At 60.9% G+C, this 18,186-nt stretch carries 18 protein-coding genes; 3 read left to right on the top strand and 15 right to left on the bottom strand.

Features of this window, described 5'->3' with window-relative positions:
* Positions 1 to 79: 79 nt before the first annotated feature.
* Positions 80 to 739 (top strand): response regulator transcription factor, encoded by a 660-nt coding sequence (locus Q7U49_RS14130; RefSeq protein ID WP_304764981.1) that lies wholly within the window; start codon positions 80 to 82, stop codon positions 737 to 739.
* Here the strand turns inward: Q7U49_RS14130 and Q7U49_RS14125 are convergent.
* The 4 genes from Q7U49_RS14125 to Q7U49_RS14110 all read right to left on the bottom strand — a co-directional run bounded on the left by Q7U49_RS14125 (position 706) and on the right by Q7U49_RS14110 (position 6,329).
* Complete coding sequence (locus Q7U49_RS14125) at positions 706 to 2,664, bottom strand: ATP-binding protein (RefSeq protein WP_304764980.1); 1,959 nt, start codon at positions 2,662 to 2,664, stop codon at positions 706 to 708. The genes Q7U49_RS14130 and Q7U49_RS14125 overlap by 34 nt on opposite strands.
* The gene (locus tag Q7U49_RS14120; protein WP_304764978.1) at positions 2,661 to 3,611 is read right to left on the bottom strand and encodes an ABC transporter substrate-binding protein; all 951 of its coding nucleotides are present in this window, start codon (positions 3,609 to 3,611) and stop codon (positions 2,661 to 2,663) included. The genes Q7U49_RS14125 and Q7U49_RS14120 overlap by 4 nt, the downstream gene beginning before the upstream one ends.
* Positions 3,612 to 3,618: 7 nt before the next feature.
* A complete protein-coding gene (locus Q7U49_RS14115) occupies positions 3,619 to 5,589 on the bottom strand; it encodes a TonB-dependent siderophore receptor (RefSeq protein ID WP_304764976.1) in 1,971 nt (656 codons plus the stop codon).
* A gap of 68 nt (positions 5,590 to 5,657) precedes the next feature.
* Positions 5,658 to 6,329 (bottom strand): ABC transporter ATP-binding protein, encoded by a 672-nt coding sequence (locus Q7U49_RS14110; RefSeq protein WP_304764974.1) that lies wholly within the window; start codon positions 6,327 to 6,329, stop codon positions 5,658 to 5,660.
* A 112-nt stretch (positions 6,330 to 6,441) separates the two neighbouring features.
* On the opposite strand from Q7U49_RS14110, the gene Q7U49_RS14105 reads away from it, so the two are divergent.
* Both Q7U49_RS14105 and mnmH read left to right on the top strand, forming a co-directional pair.
* Positions 6,442 to 7,002, top strand: a complete 561-nt coding sequence (locus tag Q7U49_RS14105; protein WP_304764972.1) for an arylesterase — start codon at positions 6,442 to 6,444, stop codon at positions 7,000 to 7,002.
* On the top strand, positions 6,999 to 8,051 hold the full coding sequence (gene mnmH, locus Q7U49_RS14100) for a tRNA 2-selenouridine(34) synthase MnmH (protein ID WP_304764970.1): 1,053 nt from the start codon (positions 6,999 to 7,001) through the stop codon (positions 8,049 to 8,051). Before Q7U49_RS14105 ends, mnmH begins: the two co-directional genes overlap by 4 nt.
* Before the next feature lie 24 nt (positions 8,052 to 8,075).
* Here the strand turns inward: mnmH and Q7U49_RS14095 are convergent, their stop codons facing one another.
* The 11 genes from Q7U49_RS14095 to der form a co-directional block, all read right to left on the bottom strand.
* Positions 8,076 to 8,252 carry a hypothetical protein gene (locus Q7U49_RS14095; RefSeq protein ID WP_304764969.1) on the bottom strand — a complete coding sequence of 59 codons (177 nt, stop codon included), beginning with the start codon at positions 8,250 to 8,252 and terminating at the stop codon, positions 8,076 to 8,078.
* 78 nt (positions 8,253 to 8,330) lie between these two features.
* The gene (locus tag Q7U49_RS14090) at positions 8,331 to 9,536 is read right to left on the bottom strand and encodes a PLP-dependent transferase (RefSeq protein ID WP_304764967.1); all 1,206 of its coding nucleotides are present in this window, start codon (positions 9,534 to 9,536) and stop codon (positions 8,331 to 8,333) included.
* An 18-nt stretch (positions 9,537 to 9,554) separates the two neighbouring features.
* Positions 9,555 to 10,079, bottom strand: coding sequence for a phosphoribosyltransferase (locus Q7U49_RS14085; protein WP_304764965.1), 525 nt, complete (start codon positions 10,077 to 10,079; stop codon positions 9,555 to 9,557).
* A gap of 66 nt (positions 10,080 to 10,145) precedes the next feature.
* Positions 10,146 to 11,522, bottom strand: coding sequence for an adenylosuccinate synthase (locus Q7U49_RS14080; RefSeq protein ID WP_304764963.1), 1,377 nt, complete (start codon positions 11,520 to 11,522; stop codon positions 10,146 to 10,148).
* A 19-nt stretch (positions 11,523 to 11,541) separates the two neighbouring features.
* Positions 11,542 to 12,693: an ATP phosphoribosyltransferase regulatory subunit gene (locus Q7U49_RS14075; protein WP_304764961.1), complete on the bottom strand. Its 1,152-nt coding sequence runs from the start codon at positions 12,691 to 12,693 to the stop codon at positions 11,542 to 11,544.
* 57 nt (positions 12,694 to 12,750) lie between these two features.
* The gene (locus Q7U49_RS14070; RefSeq protein WP_304764959.1) at positions 12,751 to 12,939 is read right to left on the bottom strand and encodes a DUF2065 domain-containing protein; all 189 of its coding nucleotides are present in this window, start codon (positions 12,937 to 12,939) and stop codon (positions 12,751 to 12,753) included.
* 14 nt (positions 12,940 to 12,953) lie between these two features.
* A complete protein-coding gene (gene hflC / locus Q7U49_RS14065) occupies positions 12,954 to 13,850 on the bottom strand; it encodes a protease modulator HflC (RefSeq protein ID WP_304764958.1) in 897 nt (298 codons plus the stop codon).
* A 9-nt stretch (positions 13,851 to 13,859) separates the two neighbouring features.
* Complete coding sequence (gene hflK, locus Q7U49_RS14060; RefSeq protein WP_304764956.1) at positions 13,860 to 15,269, bottom strand: FtsH protease activity modulator HflK; 1,410 nt, start codon at positions 15,267 to 15,269, stop codon at positions 13,860 to 13,862.
* A 14-nt stretch (positions 15,270 to 15,283) separates the two neighbouring features.
* On the bottom strand, positions 15,284 to 16,486 hold the full coding sequence (gene hflX / locus Q7U49_RS14055) for a GTPase HflX (RefSeq protein WP_304764954.1): 1,203 nt from the start codon (positions 16,484 to 16,486) through the stop codon (positions 15,284 to 15,286).
* Positions 16,464 to 16,712 (bottom strand): RNA chaperone Hfq, encoded by a 249-nt coding sequence (gene hfq, locus Q7U49_RS14050; protein ID WP_304764952.1) that lies wholly within the window; start codon positions 16,710 to 16,712, stop codon positions 16,464 to 16,466. Before hfq ends, hflX begins: the two co-directional genes overlap by 23 nt.
* 119 nt (positions 16,713 to 16,831) lie before the next feature.
* Complete coding sequence (gene der / locus Q7U49_RS14045) at positions 16,832 to 18,169, bottom strand: ribosome biogenesis GTPase Der (protein WP_304764949.1); 1,338 nt, start codon at positions 18,167 to 18,169, stop codon at positions 16,832 to 16,834.
* Positions 18,170 to 18,186 lie beyond the last annotated feature (17 nt).

Genomic DNA, 18,186 nt, shown 5'->3' with positions numbered 1-18,186 from the left:
TGATTCAAGCGATTCGGCCTGCAATGAAGGCGTTTGCTTGTAATAGCTGGATTGTAAGAAACCCCATAAGGCGACCACTGTGAAGATTCTCGTCGTTGATGACCACGCGCTGGTGCGGGAAGGGCTTTGCCAAGTGCTTCAGGGCCTTGACCCGCAGGAAGCAACCGACGTGTTGCAGGCCGCCACCTGCACCCGTGCGCTGGAACTCGCCCATTTCAACCCTGACCTGGACCTGGTCTTGCTGGACTATCTGCTACCTGACATGACGGGCCTGGCCGGCTTGGAAATTTTTGGTCAACGGCATCCTGAATTGCCCGTGGTCATTTTGTCGGGCTCGGCCAATCCCAGGGTGGTGCAGCAGGCCATGACACTCGGCGCCGCTGGTTTCATGACCAAATCCAGTTTGAGCGACACCCTGCTCACCGCGCTGCGACAAATTCTGGCCGGCGGTCTCTACCAGCCCGACGACCTGCTCGCCATGCGCCAGGAAACGGCCGGGATGTCCGGCAAATTGACCACACCGCCAGTGCTCAGCCCACGGCAGCACGATGTTCTTGTGCTGCTGATCAAGGGTCTGACCAACCGGCAGATCTGCGAAAAATTGTCGCTGGGGGCGGAGACCGTGAAATTTCATGTCAGCAATATTTTGCGGATTTTTGGTGCCAGCACCCGAACCCAGGCCGCACTGGAGGCCAAGCGTTGGGGCTACGACCCGGTTGGGCCATCGGAGTCACGCTGATCGGCCAACAAATGACGCAGCAGGTTGCGTAATTTGGCTGGGCGCACCGGTTTGTGCAGCAGCGTCAGTTGGGCCTGTTGCGCGGCCTGGATCAGGGCCGGATCGATGTCGCCACTGATGAGACAGGCTGGCACCGCACAGGCCAGTTGCTGGCGCAACCGGGCGACCACCAGAATCCCGTTCAGCGTCTCATTGAGTCGGTAGTCGCTGATGATCAGGCCCGGTACCAGGCCTTGTTCAATCAAGCCCTGCGCACTTTGCAGGTCGCTTGCCTCGGCCACCGTCATGCCCCAGCTTTGCAGCAAACCCACCAAAGCCTGACGCACCATGTCATCGTCTTCAATCACCAGCACGGTGGCCAGCAGCCCCTCGGGTTTTTCGGGCACGTCTGCCACCGCCACCAGCGCCTGGTCAGGACCGGGCGTGACCCTGGGCACTTTCACGGAAAAACGTGTTCCCACGCCCAAACGCGACGACAGTTCCAGGGGGTGCGTCAACAGCTGGCAGCTTCGCCGCACAATGCTCAAGCCCAGACCCATGCCCAGGCTGCGCTGCCGCGCCGGATTGTCGACCTGGTAAAACTCCTTGAAAACGTCTTCCTGATGTTCGGGCGCAATGCCCAAACCACTGTCCCACACCTCGATGCTGGCCTGCGACCCACTGCCAACCAAGCGACAGGCGACCAGCACCCCCCCTTTTTCGGTGTAGCGCAAGGCATTGCCCACCAGGTTAAGCAAGATCCGGTACAGCAGGGCGGGGTCGCTTCGAACCCACACCGAACAGGGGCGAATGCGCAACTGCAAGCCCTTGTCCTGGGCCAGCGGGACCAAGTCATGCCCGAGCCGCTCAAACAACTCCATCAGGGGAAATTTCTTGAAGTGGATTTGCACGGCCTTGGCTTCCAGCCGGGAAATATCCAACAGGCCATCCAGCAAATTTTGCATGGCGTTCACCGAGGCCTGCAGGTTACCGACCAGCTGGCGCGTCTGCTCATCGTGGGAGAGTTGGGCCAGGCGCGCAATGAACATGCCCAGTGCATGCACCGGTTGGCGTAAATCATGGCTAGCTGCAGCCAAAAACCGCGACTTGGCCTGCGTGGCCAGTTCGGCCTCCTCCTTTTTTACACGCAAGGCCTGGGTCACCGTGCTCACCTGATGCTCCAGCTCCTGACGCGCACCGGCCAGGCGATCGGCCATTTGTATCAAATTCTTCTGCAAATCATGAAGCGGATCCTGCGGCGGCGTTTGCGCTTGCGTCTGGGCAGCAGCAGCAAAATCGCCATTGCCGATGCGCTCGATCAAATGCGACACCCGCATCATGGGGCGAATCACCCCGCCACTGAGCCGGACTGCCAGCACCAGGCCAAACAGCAACCCCAGGGCGCTGATCAAGCCACCCAGCAAAAGGATGCTCTGTTGTTGCTCCACCACCGCCTGTCGTGAGAATTTCACCACCACCTGACCCAGGGGCGCTGCCTTGCCCGGAATGACTTGGTTCACGTCTTCGTACAAATCGTCAAGCTGGATACCACTGGCAACAACCGGTTGCGTCAGCATATCGATCAAGCCCCGCGCGTCGACCTGGTGCGTTTCCACCTCGGAATAGGGTGGGAAGTCGTTACCTCCCGCCACACCGGCGCTCGCCAAGGTTTCACCCTGCGGACTGACAATGGCGACCCAGCGCACATCGGATTCCCGCAAGGCACCGCGCGCCAGGGCTTGCAACTGCTGCTTGTTGCCGGCAAACAAACCAAATTCGCTGGCCAACGCCAACTGCCGTGCCACCGAGCGCGTGCGCAACTGGTGGGCCGCGCTGATGTCTTCAAAACGTGCCATCAAAAACACGGCTGACAACAACACGCTCAACAGCGAAACCGGCAACAGCGCAGCCACCAGCATGCGCACCCGAATGTCCGGCGTCTTCATCGTTGAGTCTCCTGGCGTTTCAAGGCCAGTGTCAGGGCCTTGACATCCAGCGACAAGCCCAGCACCCGGGCCACCTGCTCATTGACGCTGATTTCAAAATCAAGCGGCTCAAGTGCCTGCTCAGGCAAGACCCGGTTGGCCAACACGTCCAGCACCCACTGCGCGGCCTGGTCACCCACCTGGGGCGGCGTGCTGTAAACGGCCAGCAAGGCACCGGCACGCACGTAAGCCGGAGAAAACGCGACCAAAGGAACCTGCCCCCTGATGGTGGTCACCAGGATGTTCTGGATGTTGTTGCTGTTGAACACCAGCGGGTCGGCCTGGGCCAACAGCACATCGCTGCTGTCAAGGACAGACTTCAAGGCGGCAAACAGGGACGTCTCGTCGTCGAGCAGGGCCTCTTGCAGCGACAGTCCCTGGCTGCTGGCCAGGGATCGCAACGCAGCTGCTTTGGGCAGCGAATCCGGTCCCCACACGACCCCCAAGCGCCTGGCCTTGGGCAACGCCAAACGAATCAACCCGAGCTGACGTTGCAGTGGTTGGTCGAGTTGCAGCACATTGAACCCGGCCGATGCCTTGCGTCCCGACACACGCAGCACGCGTTCAAAACTGCTGCGTGGCAACAAGGCGTTGAGCACGGGCGCATTGACGCGACTCTGGGCCAAGGCCGTGGCGGCCTCGGTTCCCAACGCCACCCAGACCTTGACCGACGACAGCCGGACCCCGGACAGCGCGGCCAACTCAGCCGGACTCCATACGTTGATGGCGTTGAGCGACACGCCTTGGCGGGTCAGGCCATTGACCAGGGCTTGGGTGGCGTCAAGGTAGGCTGCACTGGTTTGACTGCGGGCGATGCCGACCTGGATTTCCGGCGTTTGCGCTGTCCCGGACAGGACCAGCAGGCACAAGGCCAGCCCTGACAGGAACCGGAGCAAGCGCGCAAGCATGCCAGCGTCAGTTGTCGATGCGCAGGGTTACGAAAGCGCGGCGCTTGAACAAAAACGCATCGTCATAGTCGGCGTAGGGTGAGCCCTGGTTTTGCACGGTCAAGGCCAATTCACCGTGGCGTTGGCCCAAGCGCAGCGACTTGCTCAAGCGCCAATCAGTGCGGTGCAGGTATTGCCGCAAATCACCCGATCTTTGCACCCAGAGGGGCTCGCTGTATTGATGGCTGAGTGAAAACTGCAGGCCCGCTGGCAACTGTTGCGTCAGGAACACGGTGCTGGTGGACTTTGGCATCGCCACCACCAATTTGGTTTCAGACGGTGGTTTCTCGAACGCCAACCGGGTCAGCGACTGGTTGACACCCAGTTGCGCACCCGGCCAGGGCCGGCCAGTCCATTGCAGTTCCAGACCCCGGATGGAGAAATTGTCAACATTGGAATAATCGTAGGGCGCGTAAACTTTACCGCCAACTTTTGTCAGGTAGCGAATACCGTCGATAAAACCGGTAAATTTCTCATCAAAAAGACGGACATCGAGGGTCGATTTCAGGCTCGGGAAAGTGCCCAGGTATCCCAACTCACGGGTCAGCACGGTTTCAGGCACCACGTTGCCGCTCGCCAAAAACGTGACATCGAGCAATTTATTTTTAAACGAGTAGCGCACATCCGCCCGGCGCTCGAAAGCACTGGGGGGTCGGAACGAACGCGTCATGCCGGCGCGAAGGGTCTGTTCGGGTGTGACGTGCCAGTTCAACATGAGTCGGGGGGCCAGGCTGGAGCCATTGGCACTGCTGCGCTCGGCCATGACACCGCCATTGAGCAGCAGGTCCGGTCGCAGACGCCATTCGGCATGGGTGAACAAGCGCGTGAAATTGTCGATCAGGGCCTCGTCGGTGTTGAACAGGGGGCGCGAGGTGACCGATTCGCGCCGCAATTCGGCGCCCCAGACCATGCGCAGCGCCGGACTCAGTCGCAGCGTGTGCTGTGCCGTCAGGGTGTTGTTGCTGGTGGTGCCGCTGCCATCGAGATTCAAGCCGGGAATGGGCAGGTAGGGCACCACATCATGGTAACTTTCCTGGTTATGTGACAAGCTGAGCGTCAGGTCCTGGTCCGGGCTCAACACTTCCCTCCAGTCGAGCTGCAGAAATTTGTTTTCAAAGGTGGTATCACGAAAGCCTGAGCCAGGTCGATCGGGGTAGCCTTTGCCAGCCCCAATGGCCATCCAGCCTGCACTCAGCTGCACTTGGCTGCTGCCCGAAACCTGCCAATCCGACCTGAAGTTGGCGCGCTGCACCCGGTTGTGGCCATTGGCGCCGCTCAGGCCGTCATCACCCCGCTCGTCCACAGCCAGCCGCTGGGTGCTGTTGTCGGTGCGCCAGCCCAGGCCCAGCGCGGTGTCCTGAATGCCGTTTTCTCCGCGCGTAAGCGCTGCACGGGGCCCCAGCGTTTCGGCACTGTGCCGGGTCACGATATTGACCACGCCGAGCATGGCGCGGGCGCCATAGGCCACCGAATTGGAGCCGCGCAACACCTCAATGCGTTCAATATCATCGAGCATCACCGACATCAAGCCCGGTGCCACGCTGCCGGCAAAATAGTTTGAATAGACCGAACGGCCATCGACCAGCACCTGGATGCGGGCCGAATAATAGCCATACACACCGTGGTAACTGGCTTGTGGCGCGTCACCTTCAAAAGACGTGCTGGATTGAAAACCCGGCACCAGGCGCAGCAAGTCGGCCACGTCGCGCGCGCCCGAGCTGCGAATGAAGTCACGGTCAAGAATGGTGACTGCACCCGGTGTTTCATCCAGCCGCTGCGGCAGGCGCGACACCGACAGGATGATCGGCATCTCGTCCAGAAAATCTTTTTCTGACACCCCCGGGGTGTTCTGGGCCGCAAGCCCTTGGCTGAGCATGAGCCCGACCAAGCCAACAAATAGGGAAGCGCCCGAACGGGACATCAATGGGGATTTTTTCATGGCAACATTGTGCCCTGAAGACGCAGCGCCCAACGCGCCCAGCGCTGTCCAACCGGGCGTCAGGCCGGCTACGCCAGCACGCGCCCCGCCTCAATGGTGATGCTGCGCTGGCAGCGCTCGGCCATGGCGCGGTCATGGGTGACCAGCAGCAAGGTGGTGCCCAGTTCGCGGTTCAGGTCGAACATCAGGCTCATGATTTTTTCACCGGTGGCAAAGTCCAGGCTGCCGGTGGGTTCGTCCGCCAGCAAGACCGCGGGCTGCACCACAAAGGCACGCGCCAGCGCCACGCGCTGCTGCTCGCCTCCCGAAAGCACCTTGGGGTAATGTCCAAGACGCTCGGCCAGGCCGACACGGTCCAGCATCTCGGTGGCCAGCTTGCGTGCCTGGCGTCGGCCGGCCAGTTCCAGCGGCAGCATGACGTTTTCCAGCGCTGTCAGATTACCCAGCAATTGAAAGCTCTGGAAGACGAAACCCAGTTTTTCAGCGCGCAGTGCGGCACGGTCGTCCTCGCTCATCGCAAACAAGTCGTGTCCGGCGAGCCGCACCGTGCCCTTGCTGGGTGTGTCGAGCCCGGCAATGATCGACAACAGGGTGCTCTTGCCGGAACCCGAAGCACCGACAATAGCCACAGTTTCACGGGAGCGCAGGGCAAAATCAATGTCCTGCAAAATTTCCAGCGTGCCCGTGGCATCGGCCACCGACTTGAAAACGTGCTCTACCGAGATAATGACATCTGACATGAATTTTTCTTTGCAACAAATGAATTTGAACCGACGCCACTGTATCGCGTTGGCGGCTGTCCTTGCCAGCAGCGGGATTTACCGCAGCGTGGCAGCTGACACAACGCCGCCCATGCGCTCTTCCCTGCTGGTGCTGGGTGACTCGCTGAGCGCGGAGTATGGCCTCAGGCGCGGCACCGGTTGGGTCGCTCTGCTTGAACAAAAACTTCAGACTGAAAAGATCCGGGCCGACGTGGTCAACGCCAGCATCAGTGGCGACACCAGCTCGGGCGGGCGCGCCCGCCTGCCCGCTTTGCTGGCGCAACACCGCCCCACGCTGGTGGTGATTGAACTGGGCGGCAATGATGCCCTGCGCGGCCTGCCGCTCGACATGACCCGGGACAACCTGTTGGCCATGACCCGGCTGGCGCAGCAAAGTGGCGCCAAAGTGCTGTTGCTCGGCATGCAGGTGCCACCGAACTACGGACGTGATTACACCCAGCGCTTTGCCCGCATGTACGCCGAGGTGGCCAAGACCACGCGTGCCGCCCTGGTGCCCTTCTTCCTCAAGGGCATTGCCGATGCCCCTGACAGCCTGACCTGGTTTCAGGCCGACCGCATCCACCCCAAGGAGGCAGCTCAGCCGCGCATGCTGGCCAATGTCTGGCCAGCCATCACGAAAGAACTGTCATGAGTCTGACCCTCCTTGGCGCGGCCGAAGTCATGGCGCGGCTGGCCGACTTTGATGCCATCATCGACGCCCGCAGCGAAGACGAATACCAGGCCGACCACCTGCCCGGCGCCATCAACTGGCCGACCCTGAACAACGCCGAACGCATCGAGATTGGCACCCTGTACAAGCAGGTCAACCCGTTTGAAGCGCGCAAGCGGGGGGCAGCAAAAGCCGCGCGCAACATTGCCGCGCACATTGAGCGCGAGGTGATCGACAAGCCGCGCGACTGGCAGCCGCTGGCTTATTGCTGGCGCGGTGGTCAGCGCAGCGGCTCGCTGTCGCTGGTCTTGAGCCAGATCGGTTTTCGGGTGACACTGGTGGAAGGCGGCTACAAGGCTTTCAGGGCGGCGCTGGTACAGGACATCGTGGCGCGCGTGCCCAAGCTGATGTTCCGCGTGGTGTGCGGCCCGACCGGCAGTGGCAAAACCCGCTTGCTGCAGGCGCTGGCAAAGCAAGGTGCCCAGGTGCTGGACCTCGAGGCCCTGGCCAACCACCGCAGTTCGGTGCTGGGCGCGGTGCCCGGGTTGGCCCAGCCAAGCCAAAAGCATTTTGAAACCCTGGTGTGGGACCAACTGCGCCAGTTCGATACGGCGGTGCCGGTGTTTGTGGAAAGCGAGAGCAAAAAAGTGGGCAATTTGTCGGTGCCCACCGCGCTGATGGACGCCATGCGCAACAGCCCCTGCCTGAACCTGCAACTGTCTGATGAAGAACGTGTGGCGCTGTTGCTGGAAGACTATGACTACCTGACGCGCGACGTGGCCTATTTTTGTGAGCGACTGGAAAAACTCACCGAACTCAAGGGCCACGAGGTGGTGAAACGCTGGCAAGGCATGGCGCAAAGCGGGGACTTTGCCACGGTGGTCATGGAGTTGCTGACCCAGCATTACGACCCGGCTTATGCGCAGTCGATGCAGCGCAATTTTGTGCAGTTTGCACGGGCCGCTCCGTTGACGCCCACCGACCGGTCCGCCGAAGCCATGCACACCTTGGCAAGCCAGATGCTGGCTTGATGGCGCGGGCGAAGGTCGGGAAAATCAGCTGGCTGGTGTGTCCTGAGCGGGCTGATCTGGCTGATCTGGCTGATCTTCCTGCCCCTCAGGCCCACCCTCGCCCGCCTTGCGCTGGGCTTTTTCTTTGAGTTTTTCTTCTTTTTTCTTCTTTTTCGCCAGTTCTTTCTGACGCTTTTCGTAGCCGTAATTAGGTGTTGCCAAGTTGTACTTTCAAGTTAATGGACTGGATTTTAGCCGCCTTGCGGGGCTGAGTTGCACTGCGCCAGCGCAAGCCTGTTTTCAGGCGATGTGCTGCAAGGCTTGCTGCAGGTCGGCCTGCAGGTCGGCGGCCGACTCCAGCCCCGTGGAAAAGCGCACCAGAATTCCCGGCTGCAAATAAACCGGCCAGCTTGAACGCATGGTCTCCAGTTGGTAAGGCATGACCAGGCTCATGGGGCCGCCCCAGCTGTAACCAATCTTGAACAACTGCAGGGCGTCGCAAAACGCATCAACCCGGGCCTGGTTGACATCAGGTTTGAAGATCACGCTGAACAGACCGGCGGCCGCGCCCAAAGCGTCACCGCACAGCGCCCGCCAATGCACGTGGCCGGGTGACTGCGGCAAAGCCGGGTGCAAAACCTGAGCGAACTCATTGCGCTGCTGGCACCAGTGCGCCAAGGTACGGGCCGTCTCGTCGTGGGAGCGGTAGCGCAGTGCTAAACTGGGCAGGGCGCGCAACACGCTTTCGGCATCGTTTGCAGCCACACCCAAGCCAAGCCGCATGTGACACAGCTTGAGCTGCATGTGCAGACGCTCATGGGTGGTGATGACACTGCCCATCAGCACGTCGCCACCGCCGCTGGGGTACTTGGTGAGGGCATGGATGGAAATGTCCACGGACAGTGTCGGCAGTTGGCCCGGCTGCAGGTCGAACGGCTGGAAAGCCAGACCGGCGCCCCAGGTGTTGTCGAGGGCGCAAAGCACCTTGGCGGCGCGGCACAGGCGAACCTGCGCGCACAGATCAGGGAATTCCAGCGTGACCGAGCCTGCAGCCTCCAGCCAGACCAATTTGGTGGCTGGAGACAGTTTGGCCGCCAGGTCAGCGGGATCCATGGGGTCGAAGTAGCGGTGCGTAATGCCCCAATGCGCCAACTCGCCTTCGGCCAGCGCTTTGGACGGGCCATAGGCGTTGTCAGGAATCAGCACCTCGTCGCCACGCCTGAGCAAAGCCAGGCACACCGTGGCAATAGCCGCCAGGCCGCTGGGCACCAACAGGCACTGGGCACCACCCTCCAGGGTGCACAGCCGTTCTTCCAGGGTGTAGGTGGTGGGCGTACCGTGCAGACCGTAGGTGTAGGCCGACTTGTCTTTCCATTCGAACTGGCGCATGGCTGCCACGTTGGGAAAAAACACCGTCGAGGCTTTGAACACCCCGGGCTGCGGCGCACCAAACCCTGCCGGCGGCTGGTAGGGGTGATGGATCAGGGTCGTGGTGAGTTCAGCCATGGCAAAAGCAGATGGGCGTCAAACACTCCACTTTTTGATCAGTTGCTCGGGACGCAGGCTGTCGTAGCCTTCAAAGGGCTGATGAATCCAGGGGTTGGTCGGCAGAAATTCAACCGAATAATCGGGCGTGAACCTGGACAAGGACTTGGTCCAGATCACGGCGCTGCGCAACTCGGTGATGGGTTTGTAATTGGTCTTGAGCTGATCGATCACGGCGTGCAGCGTCAGGCCGGAATCGGCCAGGTCGTCCACCAGCAGCACCTTGCCGGCAATTTCGCCCTTGGGCGTGGTGATGTAGTGGGCGATGTCAAGGTTGCCCTGCTGCGTGCCCGCGCCAGCCCGGTAGGAACTGGTGGACATGATGGCCAGCGGCTTGTCGAAGACGCGCGACAAAATGTCACCCGGGCGCATGCCACCCCGTGCCAGACACAGGATGGTGTCAAATTCCCAGCCTGACTGAAAAATCTTGATTGCCAGTTTTTCAATCAGGCCGTGGTATTCGTCATAGCTCACATACAGGTGCTTGCCGTCTTCTGTCAACATAAAGGCCTCTCAAATAAGTAGTGCTAACGCGAATCGGATGTGAATGAAAAAGTGGCGGCTTCAGCGTCAGTCGGCCAGAAAGGGATGGCGCATCATGATGGTGTGATCGCGGTCCGGGCTGGTCGAGACAATGTGCACCGGGACGCCCGTGACCTGCTCGATACGCTGCAGGTACAGCCGCGCTGCCATGGGCAACTTGTCGTACTGGGTGACCCCCACGGTGCTGTCGCTCCAGCCTTCCATGGTTTCGTAGATGGGCACACAACGTGCGATGTCGTCGGCGCCCATGGGCAAAATGTCGGTCACCGTGCCATCAAGCTCGTAGCCGGTGCACAGCTTGAGTTCTTTCAAGCCATCGAGCACGTCGAGCTTGGTGATGCACAAACCGCTCAAACCGTTGACTTGCGCCGAGCGCTTGAGCAAGGCCGCGTCGAACCAGCCGCAGCGCCGGCTGCGCCCGGTGGTGACGCCCTTTTCTGCGCCCACGGTGCTCATGTGCCAGCCCGGCGTGCCCTCGACTTCCCATTCAAGTTCGGTCGGAAACGGACCACCGCCCACGCGCGTGCAGTAGGCCTTGGTGATGCCCAGAATGTAGTGCAGCAAACCGGGGCCGACGCCGGCACCGGCGGCGGCATTGCCGGCCACGCAGTTGCTGGAAGTGACAAAGGGGTAAGTGCCGTGATCGACGTCAAGCAAGGTGCCCTGCGCGCCCTCGAACAACAGGTTCTCACCCTTCAGGTGGGCGTCGTTGAGTTCGCGCGAGACGTCAGCCATCATCGGCTTGAGCAGTTCGGCGTGGCGCATGGCTTCTGCATAGACCGCGTCAAACTGCACTTCGCCATCTTTCATGTAAGGCGCCAGCGTCGGGCCGAAGTCAAAGGCTTTGGAATCCAGAAACGTGGTCAGCACATGGTTGTGCAAGTCCAGCAACACGCGCAATTTGTTGGCAAATCGCTCGGGGAACTTGAGGTCCTGCACGCGCAGCGCGCGGCGCGCGATTTTGTCCTCGTAGGCCGGGCCGATGCCGCGCCCGGTGGTGCCAATCTTTTCGCTGCCGCCCTGCTCGCGCGCCGATTCACGCGCCACGTCCAGGGCTGCATGGAACGGCAAAATCAGCGGACAAGCCTCACTGATGCGCAAGCGCGAGCGCACGTCCACGCCCACCTTTTCCAGTCCGGCAATTTCTTCAAACAGTTTGGCCGCCGACAGCACCACACCGTTGCCGATGTAGCACTTGACGCCCGGGCGCATGATGCCGCTGGGAATCAGATGCAGCGCGGTCTTGACGCCGTTGATGACCAGCGTGTGGCCGGCATTGTGGCCGCCCTGAAAACGCACGACGCCCTGGGCGCTCTCGGTCAACCAATCGACCAGCTTGCCCTTGCCCTCATCGCCCCACTGGGTGCCCACGACGACAACGTTACGTCCTTTGATAGCAGTCATTTTTTGCTTCTCTCTAATTTCAATGCATGGCTTGAACAACCCACTGCCCGCCAACTTCAATCAGCTCGCGGTCGCAATGGAACTCATCAACTTCACTCTCGTGGCCTGGCAACACGCAGACCACCACCTCGCCGAGTGCACGCAGGGCGGCAATGGCGGCATTGAGCCCGGCATCTTCGCGCCAGGGCGCACGAATGGCGGCCTGCAAGGCGCGCGGCGTCACCACCGCCACCAGGGCCTTCAGGTCAAGACTGAAACCTGCTGCGGGCCGGTTGCGGCCAAAAACTGCCCCCACCTCGTCATAACGGCCACCGCGCACCAGGGCGTCGCTGGCGCCGGGGGCGTAGATGGCAAAACGAACGCCGGTGTAATAGGCGTAACCCCGCAAGTCCGCGAGATCGAAACTGAGCTGGGCCGCCGGCAGGTGTTGTGCCAAATAACGCAAGCTTTGCAGCGCCTCACGCACGGCAGGCAGCGCGGGCAGGGTTTTTTCGGCCTCCGCCAGCACGCCTGCATCGCCATAGAGCTGCACCAGCGCCAGCAAACCCTGGTGCACAGCCTGGGGTAAATCACGGGTCAGCGCAGCCAGTTCGGCACTGTCTTTGGCGGCCAGCGCTGCGTGCACGTCAGACAGCCGGGCTGGGCTCAGGGAAACATCGGCGAGCAAGGCCTTGACAAGCCGCGCATCGGCCAGGTCAATGCTGGGCGCCTGCACCCTGGCCGCCTGCAGGCAGTCAAAGGCCAGCGTCAGGATTTCGATGTCCGCCTCAAGCCCGGCGTGGCCATAAATTTCTGCGCCCAATTGCAGCGGCTCGCGCGTGGCATGAGGGGCACTGGCGCGCGTGTGCAGCACCGGTCCGCAGTAGCACAGCCGGGTGACGCCGGCTCGGTTGAGCAAATGTGCATCGATGCGGGCGACCTGGGGCGTGCTGTCTGCGCGCAAGCCCATCATGCGGCCCGAGAGTTGGTCGACGAGTTTGAACGTCTGCAGATCAAGCGCCGACCCGGCACCTGTCAACAGCGATTCGAGATGTTCCAGCAGCGGCGGCATGACCAGTTCGTAGCCATAGCTGCGTGCGGTATCGAGCAAGTCGCGGCGAAGTTCTTCGATGTGACGGGCCTCGGAAGGCAGGACATCGGCAATGTGATCCGGCAGAACCCAAGCGGACATGTGATTTTGAGAGGCTGTTAAATACGCGATTTTACCGGGCAAAAGTCCGGTATTTCGTCAAGCCAGCCACCAAATCAGCGCCACTCCCAGCAACAGGCTGCACAAACCAAAGAAACGCAACTGACCGTCGCCAAGCTTGAGAATCTGGACCATGGTCTGGCGCCAGGTGGCCGGTGACATGAAGGGCATGAAGCCCTCAATCACCAGCACCAGCGCCACGGCCAGCCAAAAGGTGGTGCCGTCCAAACCAGCCCCAGGTGTTATTTTTTAGGGCTTGCCGACACGCCACCGCGCATGGACTTGAAAAATTCGGAACTTGAAGGGTCCAGCACCATCACGTCGTTCTTGTTGGCAAAGGAGGCCTTGTAGGCATCCATGCTACGGTAGAACTGGGCAAACTGGGGGTCACGGCCAAAGGCTTCAGCGTACAAGCGTGCCGCCTCGGCATCGCCCTCACCCTTGAATTTTTGCGCATCACGGTAGGCGTTGGAGACGGTCACCTCGCGCTGACGATCAGCATCGGCGCGAATTTTTTCACCTTCGGCAAAACCGGTGGAACGCAGTTCGTTGGCCACGCGCTTGCGCTCAGCCTCCATGCGGCGGTAAACCGATTCGGTGATGGCGTCCACATAGTCGACCCGGGTGATGCGCACGTCGATCACATCGACACCCCAGGGCTTGGCGCCACGCACCTGGCTCAGCACCTCTTTCTTGACGTCCTGCATGACTTCCTCGCGCTTGGCCGACAGCAGCTCCTTGACGGTGCGCTTGTTGACTTCTTCCTGGAACGCATTGCGCACCACCCGGTTCAGCTGGCTGGCACCGGCCGCCTCGGTGGTGCCGACGTTGCGGATGTACTCGGTGGGCTCGGAAATGCGCCAGCGCACGTACCAGTCGATCACCACCCGCTGCTTCTCGGCGGTCAGCACCGGCTCGTTATCGGTGCTGTCGAGCGTGAGCAGGCGCTTGTCGATGTACGACACGTTCTGGAAGGGCGGTGGCAGCTTGAAGTTCAAGCCGGGTTCGGTGATCACTTCCTTGATCTGCCCCAGCGCCAGCACCACACCAAACTGGCGCTGGTCCACCACAAAGAGCATCGAACTGAGAATAGCCAACGCAAAGATAACACTTGAAAAAACAAATCCTAGGCGGTTCATGCCGGGCTCCTATCGGGTTTCACGGGTACGGTCACGTGCCGCATCGCGGGCACGGGCGTCCGTGATGGCGGCGGCTGCATTGGCCGGGCTGGGCGTTGACGCCGCCGGCATGGCGGCAGTCTCCTGCGCCACCTGACCTGTCATCTGGATCAGTTTGTCGAGCGGCAGATAGAGCAGATTGCTGCCCTGCTTGGAGTCCACCATGATCTTGGTCACGCTGCTGTAGATTTGCTGCATGGCATCGATGTACATGCGGTCACGCGTGACCTGGGGTGCCTTCTGGTACTCGGCCAACACCGACTTGAAACGCTGCGAATCACCTTGGGCCTGCGCCACGATGCGTGATTTGTAGGCGTCAGCTTCTTCCTTCAGGCGCGAGGCCGCACCAACGGCACGGGGAATCACGTCATTGGCATAAGCCTGGGCTTCGTTCTTGGCACGCTCGCGCTCCTGGCCTGCCTTGAGCACATCGTCAAACGCCGCCTGCACCTGCTCGGGAGGCCGCACACCGCCTTGCTGCAAATTGATGCCGACCACTTCGATACCCACCTTGTAGCGGTCCAGAATGGATTGCATCAGGGCACGCACGCGCGGCGCAATCTGGTCTCGCTCCTCGGACAAGGCGCTGTCCATCCTCATGTTGCCGACGACTTCGCGCACCGCCGTTTCAGCGGCCTGCACCACGGCATCGGCCGGGTTCTTGCTCTCGAACAAGAAGGCACGCGCGTCGCTGAGGCGGTATTGCACGGCAAACTTGATCTCGACAATGTTTTCATCCTGGGTCAACATCGCGGACTCGCGCAACCCGGTGGCCTTGATGACCACGTCACGCCCGACATCCACCGAGCGGATCTGGGTCACAAAAACGAGTTCGTGGCGTTGGATCGGATACGGCAGGCGCCAATTGAAACCGGCCCCCACCGTGCTGTTGTATTTGCCAAACTGGGTAATGACGGCTTGCTGGCCCTCCTGCACAATGAAGAAGCCGGTGCCGAGCCAGATCAGCACCGCAACGCCCGCCACCAAGCCCATGCCCAGCCCGGCGCTCTTCATGTCAGGCTGGAAACCGCCACCGGTGCCGCCCCCATTACCGCCGCCGTTGCCTCCGCCACGAATAGGCGTGGCACCACGACCGCCACTCTTCACGTTGCCGAACAGGCCGCCCAGCTTGCGGTTGAAATCGCGCCACAACTCATCGAGGTCGGGCGGTCCCTGGTTGGCACCCCGCCTGGGGCCGGAAGGCGCCGGACTGGACGGCGGCGCATCGGGCGCTTGCTCGGGGGGCTGCTTCGCGCCTTGCCCCTCGCTCGCATCGGAAGCGTCGTCCGAACGTCCCCAGCGTGGATCGTTCAGATTGAACATGCCACGCAGGCGCGTGGGCAATAAAGCCAGGCTAAAAATCGGTCGTTGAAGTTTCATCGAATCACTCGTATTTATTTTGGCTCTATTGTGCCGAAATCAGGGTCAGCCTCATGACTTGCATGGAAATCTGACGAATCCTCGGGGGTCTCTTGCGGTGCCTGGATTTTGTCAACCAGCATCTGACGCAAGACGGCCACGCCGTCACCCGTTTGCGCACTGAGAAAAATACGCGGGGTGGGCACCCCCGCCAGCTCGTAAACGTCTTGCACCGCATGCGGACGCAGGGTCGGATCGACCTGATCGAGCTTGTTGAACACCAGCATCTGGGGAATATCGCCCGCGCCAATTTCAGCCAGCACGCGCTGGACTTCAGCGATCTGCTCAAGATGATTGGGGCTGGAAAAATCAACCACATGCAAGAGCAGGTCTGCGTCCACGGCTTCCTGCAAGGTGGCCTGAAAGGCATTGACCAAACCGTGAGGCAAATCCCGGATGAAGCCCACGGTGTCCGACAGGGAAATAACACGCCCAAGCTCACCCAGGTACAACTGTCGCGTGGTGGTGTCGAGCGTGGCAAACAACTGGTCGGCGGCATACACGCGCGCCTTGACCAAGGCGTTGAACAGCGTGGACTTGCCCGCGTTGGTGTAGCCCACCAGCGAGATGTTGAAGGCGTCGCGCCGTTCGCGCTGGCGGCGCTGGGTCTGGCGCTGACGCTTGACCTTGACGAGGCGTTCCTTGATGCGCTTGATGCTGTCCGCGATCATGCGCCGGTCCAGCTCAATCTGTGATTCCCCCGGGCCGCCACGCATGCCGATGCCGCCGCTTTGGCGCTCCAGGTGCGACCAGCGCCGCACCAGGCGTGTGCTCAGGTACTGCAGGCGGGCCAGCTCGACCTGCAACTTGCCTTCGTGGCTGCGCGCCCGCTGGGCAAAAATTTGCAGGATCAACAGGGTGCGGTCGTTGACCGGGAGCTCCAGGTGGCGCTCCAGATTGCGTTGCTGCGCCGGGCTCAGACTTTGGTCAAAGAGCACCTCCTGCACGCCGAGTTGGATCGCAAGTTGCTTGATTTCGTCGGCCTTGCCGCTGCCGATAAAAAGCGCCGCATCAGGCGCCTTGCGCTTGCACGTCATGCGTGCCACCGGCGTCAGACCCGCAGTCTGGGCCAGCAAACCGAGCTCTTCGAGTTCGGCGTCAAAAAAGGGAAGACCAAAATCGACCCCCACCAACAAGGTCGGGGTGACAGGGCGATCAGGCTGCTGCAGGTTGTTCACCCTCGGCCACTGCAAAGTTCACGGCCCGACCCGGAACGATGGTCGAGATGGCGTGCTTGTAGACCATTTGTGTGACGGTGTTGCGCAACAGCACGACATACTGATCGAACGACTCAATCTGACCTTGCAACTTGATGCCATTGACCAAATAAATTGACACCGGAATGTGCTCCCGACGCAGTGCGTTCAGAAAGGGATCTTGCAAGAGTTGGCCTTTGTTATTCACGATATTCTCCGTGTTGTGAATTTTAAGAAGGAGGAACGATACCACAGTGCCATCGTGCCTCCGGAAGGAGGCGGGGCTATTTCCCCCAGAAACCCTGAGGCACCCAAAAACAAACCCGCTCAGCTCACCTTGTCGGCGAACGGGTTGCTGGAGGTCTTCATTTCGATGCGCAGCGGCGTACCCACCAGATCAAATTCCTTACGGAAACGACCTTCAAGGAAACGCTTGTAGGCATCGGTCACGTGCTCCAGCGAGTTGCCGTGGATCACGATGACCGGTGGATTCATGCCACCCTGGTGGGCATAACGCAATTTGGGCCGGTACATGCCAGCGCGTTGCGGGCTTTGAAATTGCACCGCTTCGAGCAACAAACGGGTCAACACCGGGGTGGACATCTTGCACGTGGCCGCCTTGTAGGCCTGCGCAATGGAAGCCCACAAGGGCCCCAGGCCCTGGCGCTTTTGTGCCGAAATGAAATGCAGGTTGGCAAACTTCAAAAAAGGCAGGCGGGTTTCAATGGAGCGCTTGACCAGCTCACGCTGGTACTCGTCCACGGCGTCCCACTTATTGACGGCCAGCACCACGGCGCGACCGTTCTCAAGAATATAGCCGGCAATATGGGCATCCTGGTCGGTCACACCCTGGGTCGCGTCGATCAGCAACAGGACCACATGGGCGGATTCAATCGCCTGCAGGGTTTTTACCACCGAAAATTTTTCGATGGCTTCAAAGACCTTGCCACGACGACGCAGGCCGGCGGTGTCGATCAGTTCAAATTTTTGGCCGTTGCGCTCGAACGGCACCGAGATGGCGTCGCGCGTGGTGCCCGGCAAGTCAAAGGCCACCAGCCGTTCCTCGCCCAGCCACACGTTGATCAGAGTGGACTTGCCCACGTTGGGGCGACCCGCCACGGCCAGCTTGATGACGCCGGGCTGCTCGGCCTCCACAAGCTCGTCTTCGGCGGGCTGCAAAGGCAACAAGGCCTGATCCAGCAACTCCCGAATGCCCTGGCCGTGCGCTGCCGACACCGCGAGCACTTCACCAAAGCCGAGTTCATAAAACTCCACCAACTGGCCGCCGGCCAGCAGGCCCTCGGCCTTGTTGGCGACCATGACGCAGGGTTTGCCCAGGCGCCGCAGGTAGTTGGCGATGTCATGGTCCTGCGCTGAGACGCCGGCCCGCGCGTCGACCACAAAAATCACCACGTCGGCCTCGGCCACCGCCTGGCGGGTTTGCTTGGCCATTTCCTTGTAGATGCCGGCACTGGCGTCAGGCTCGAAACCACCGGTGTCAATCACGATGTACTCATGCTTGCCAAGTTTGCCGTTGCCGTAATGCCGGTCGCGCGTCAAGCCCGCGTAATCTGCCACGATGGCATCGCGCGATTTGGTCAGCCGATTGAACAAGGTCGACTTGCCCACGTTGGGTCGCCCGACCAATGCCAATACAGGTTTCATTCAGTGAAGTCCGTGAG

It is taken from the genome of Rhodoferax sp. (genome assembly GCF_030653815.1).
Classification (GTDB): Bacteria; Pseudomonadota; Gammaproteobacteria; order Burkholderiales; family Burkholderiaceae_C; genus Rhodoferax.
Note: the sequence above shows the minus strand (reverse complement) of the source record. Positions and strands in the feature narration are given on the sequence as shown.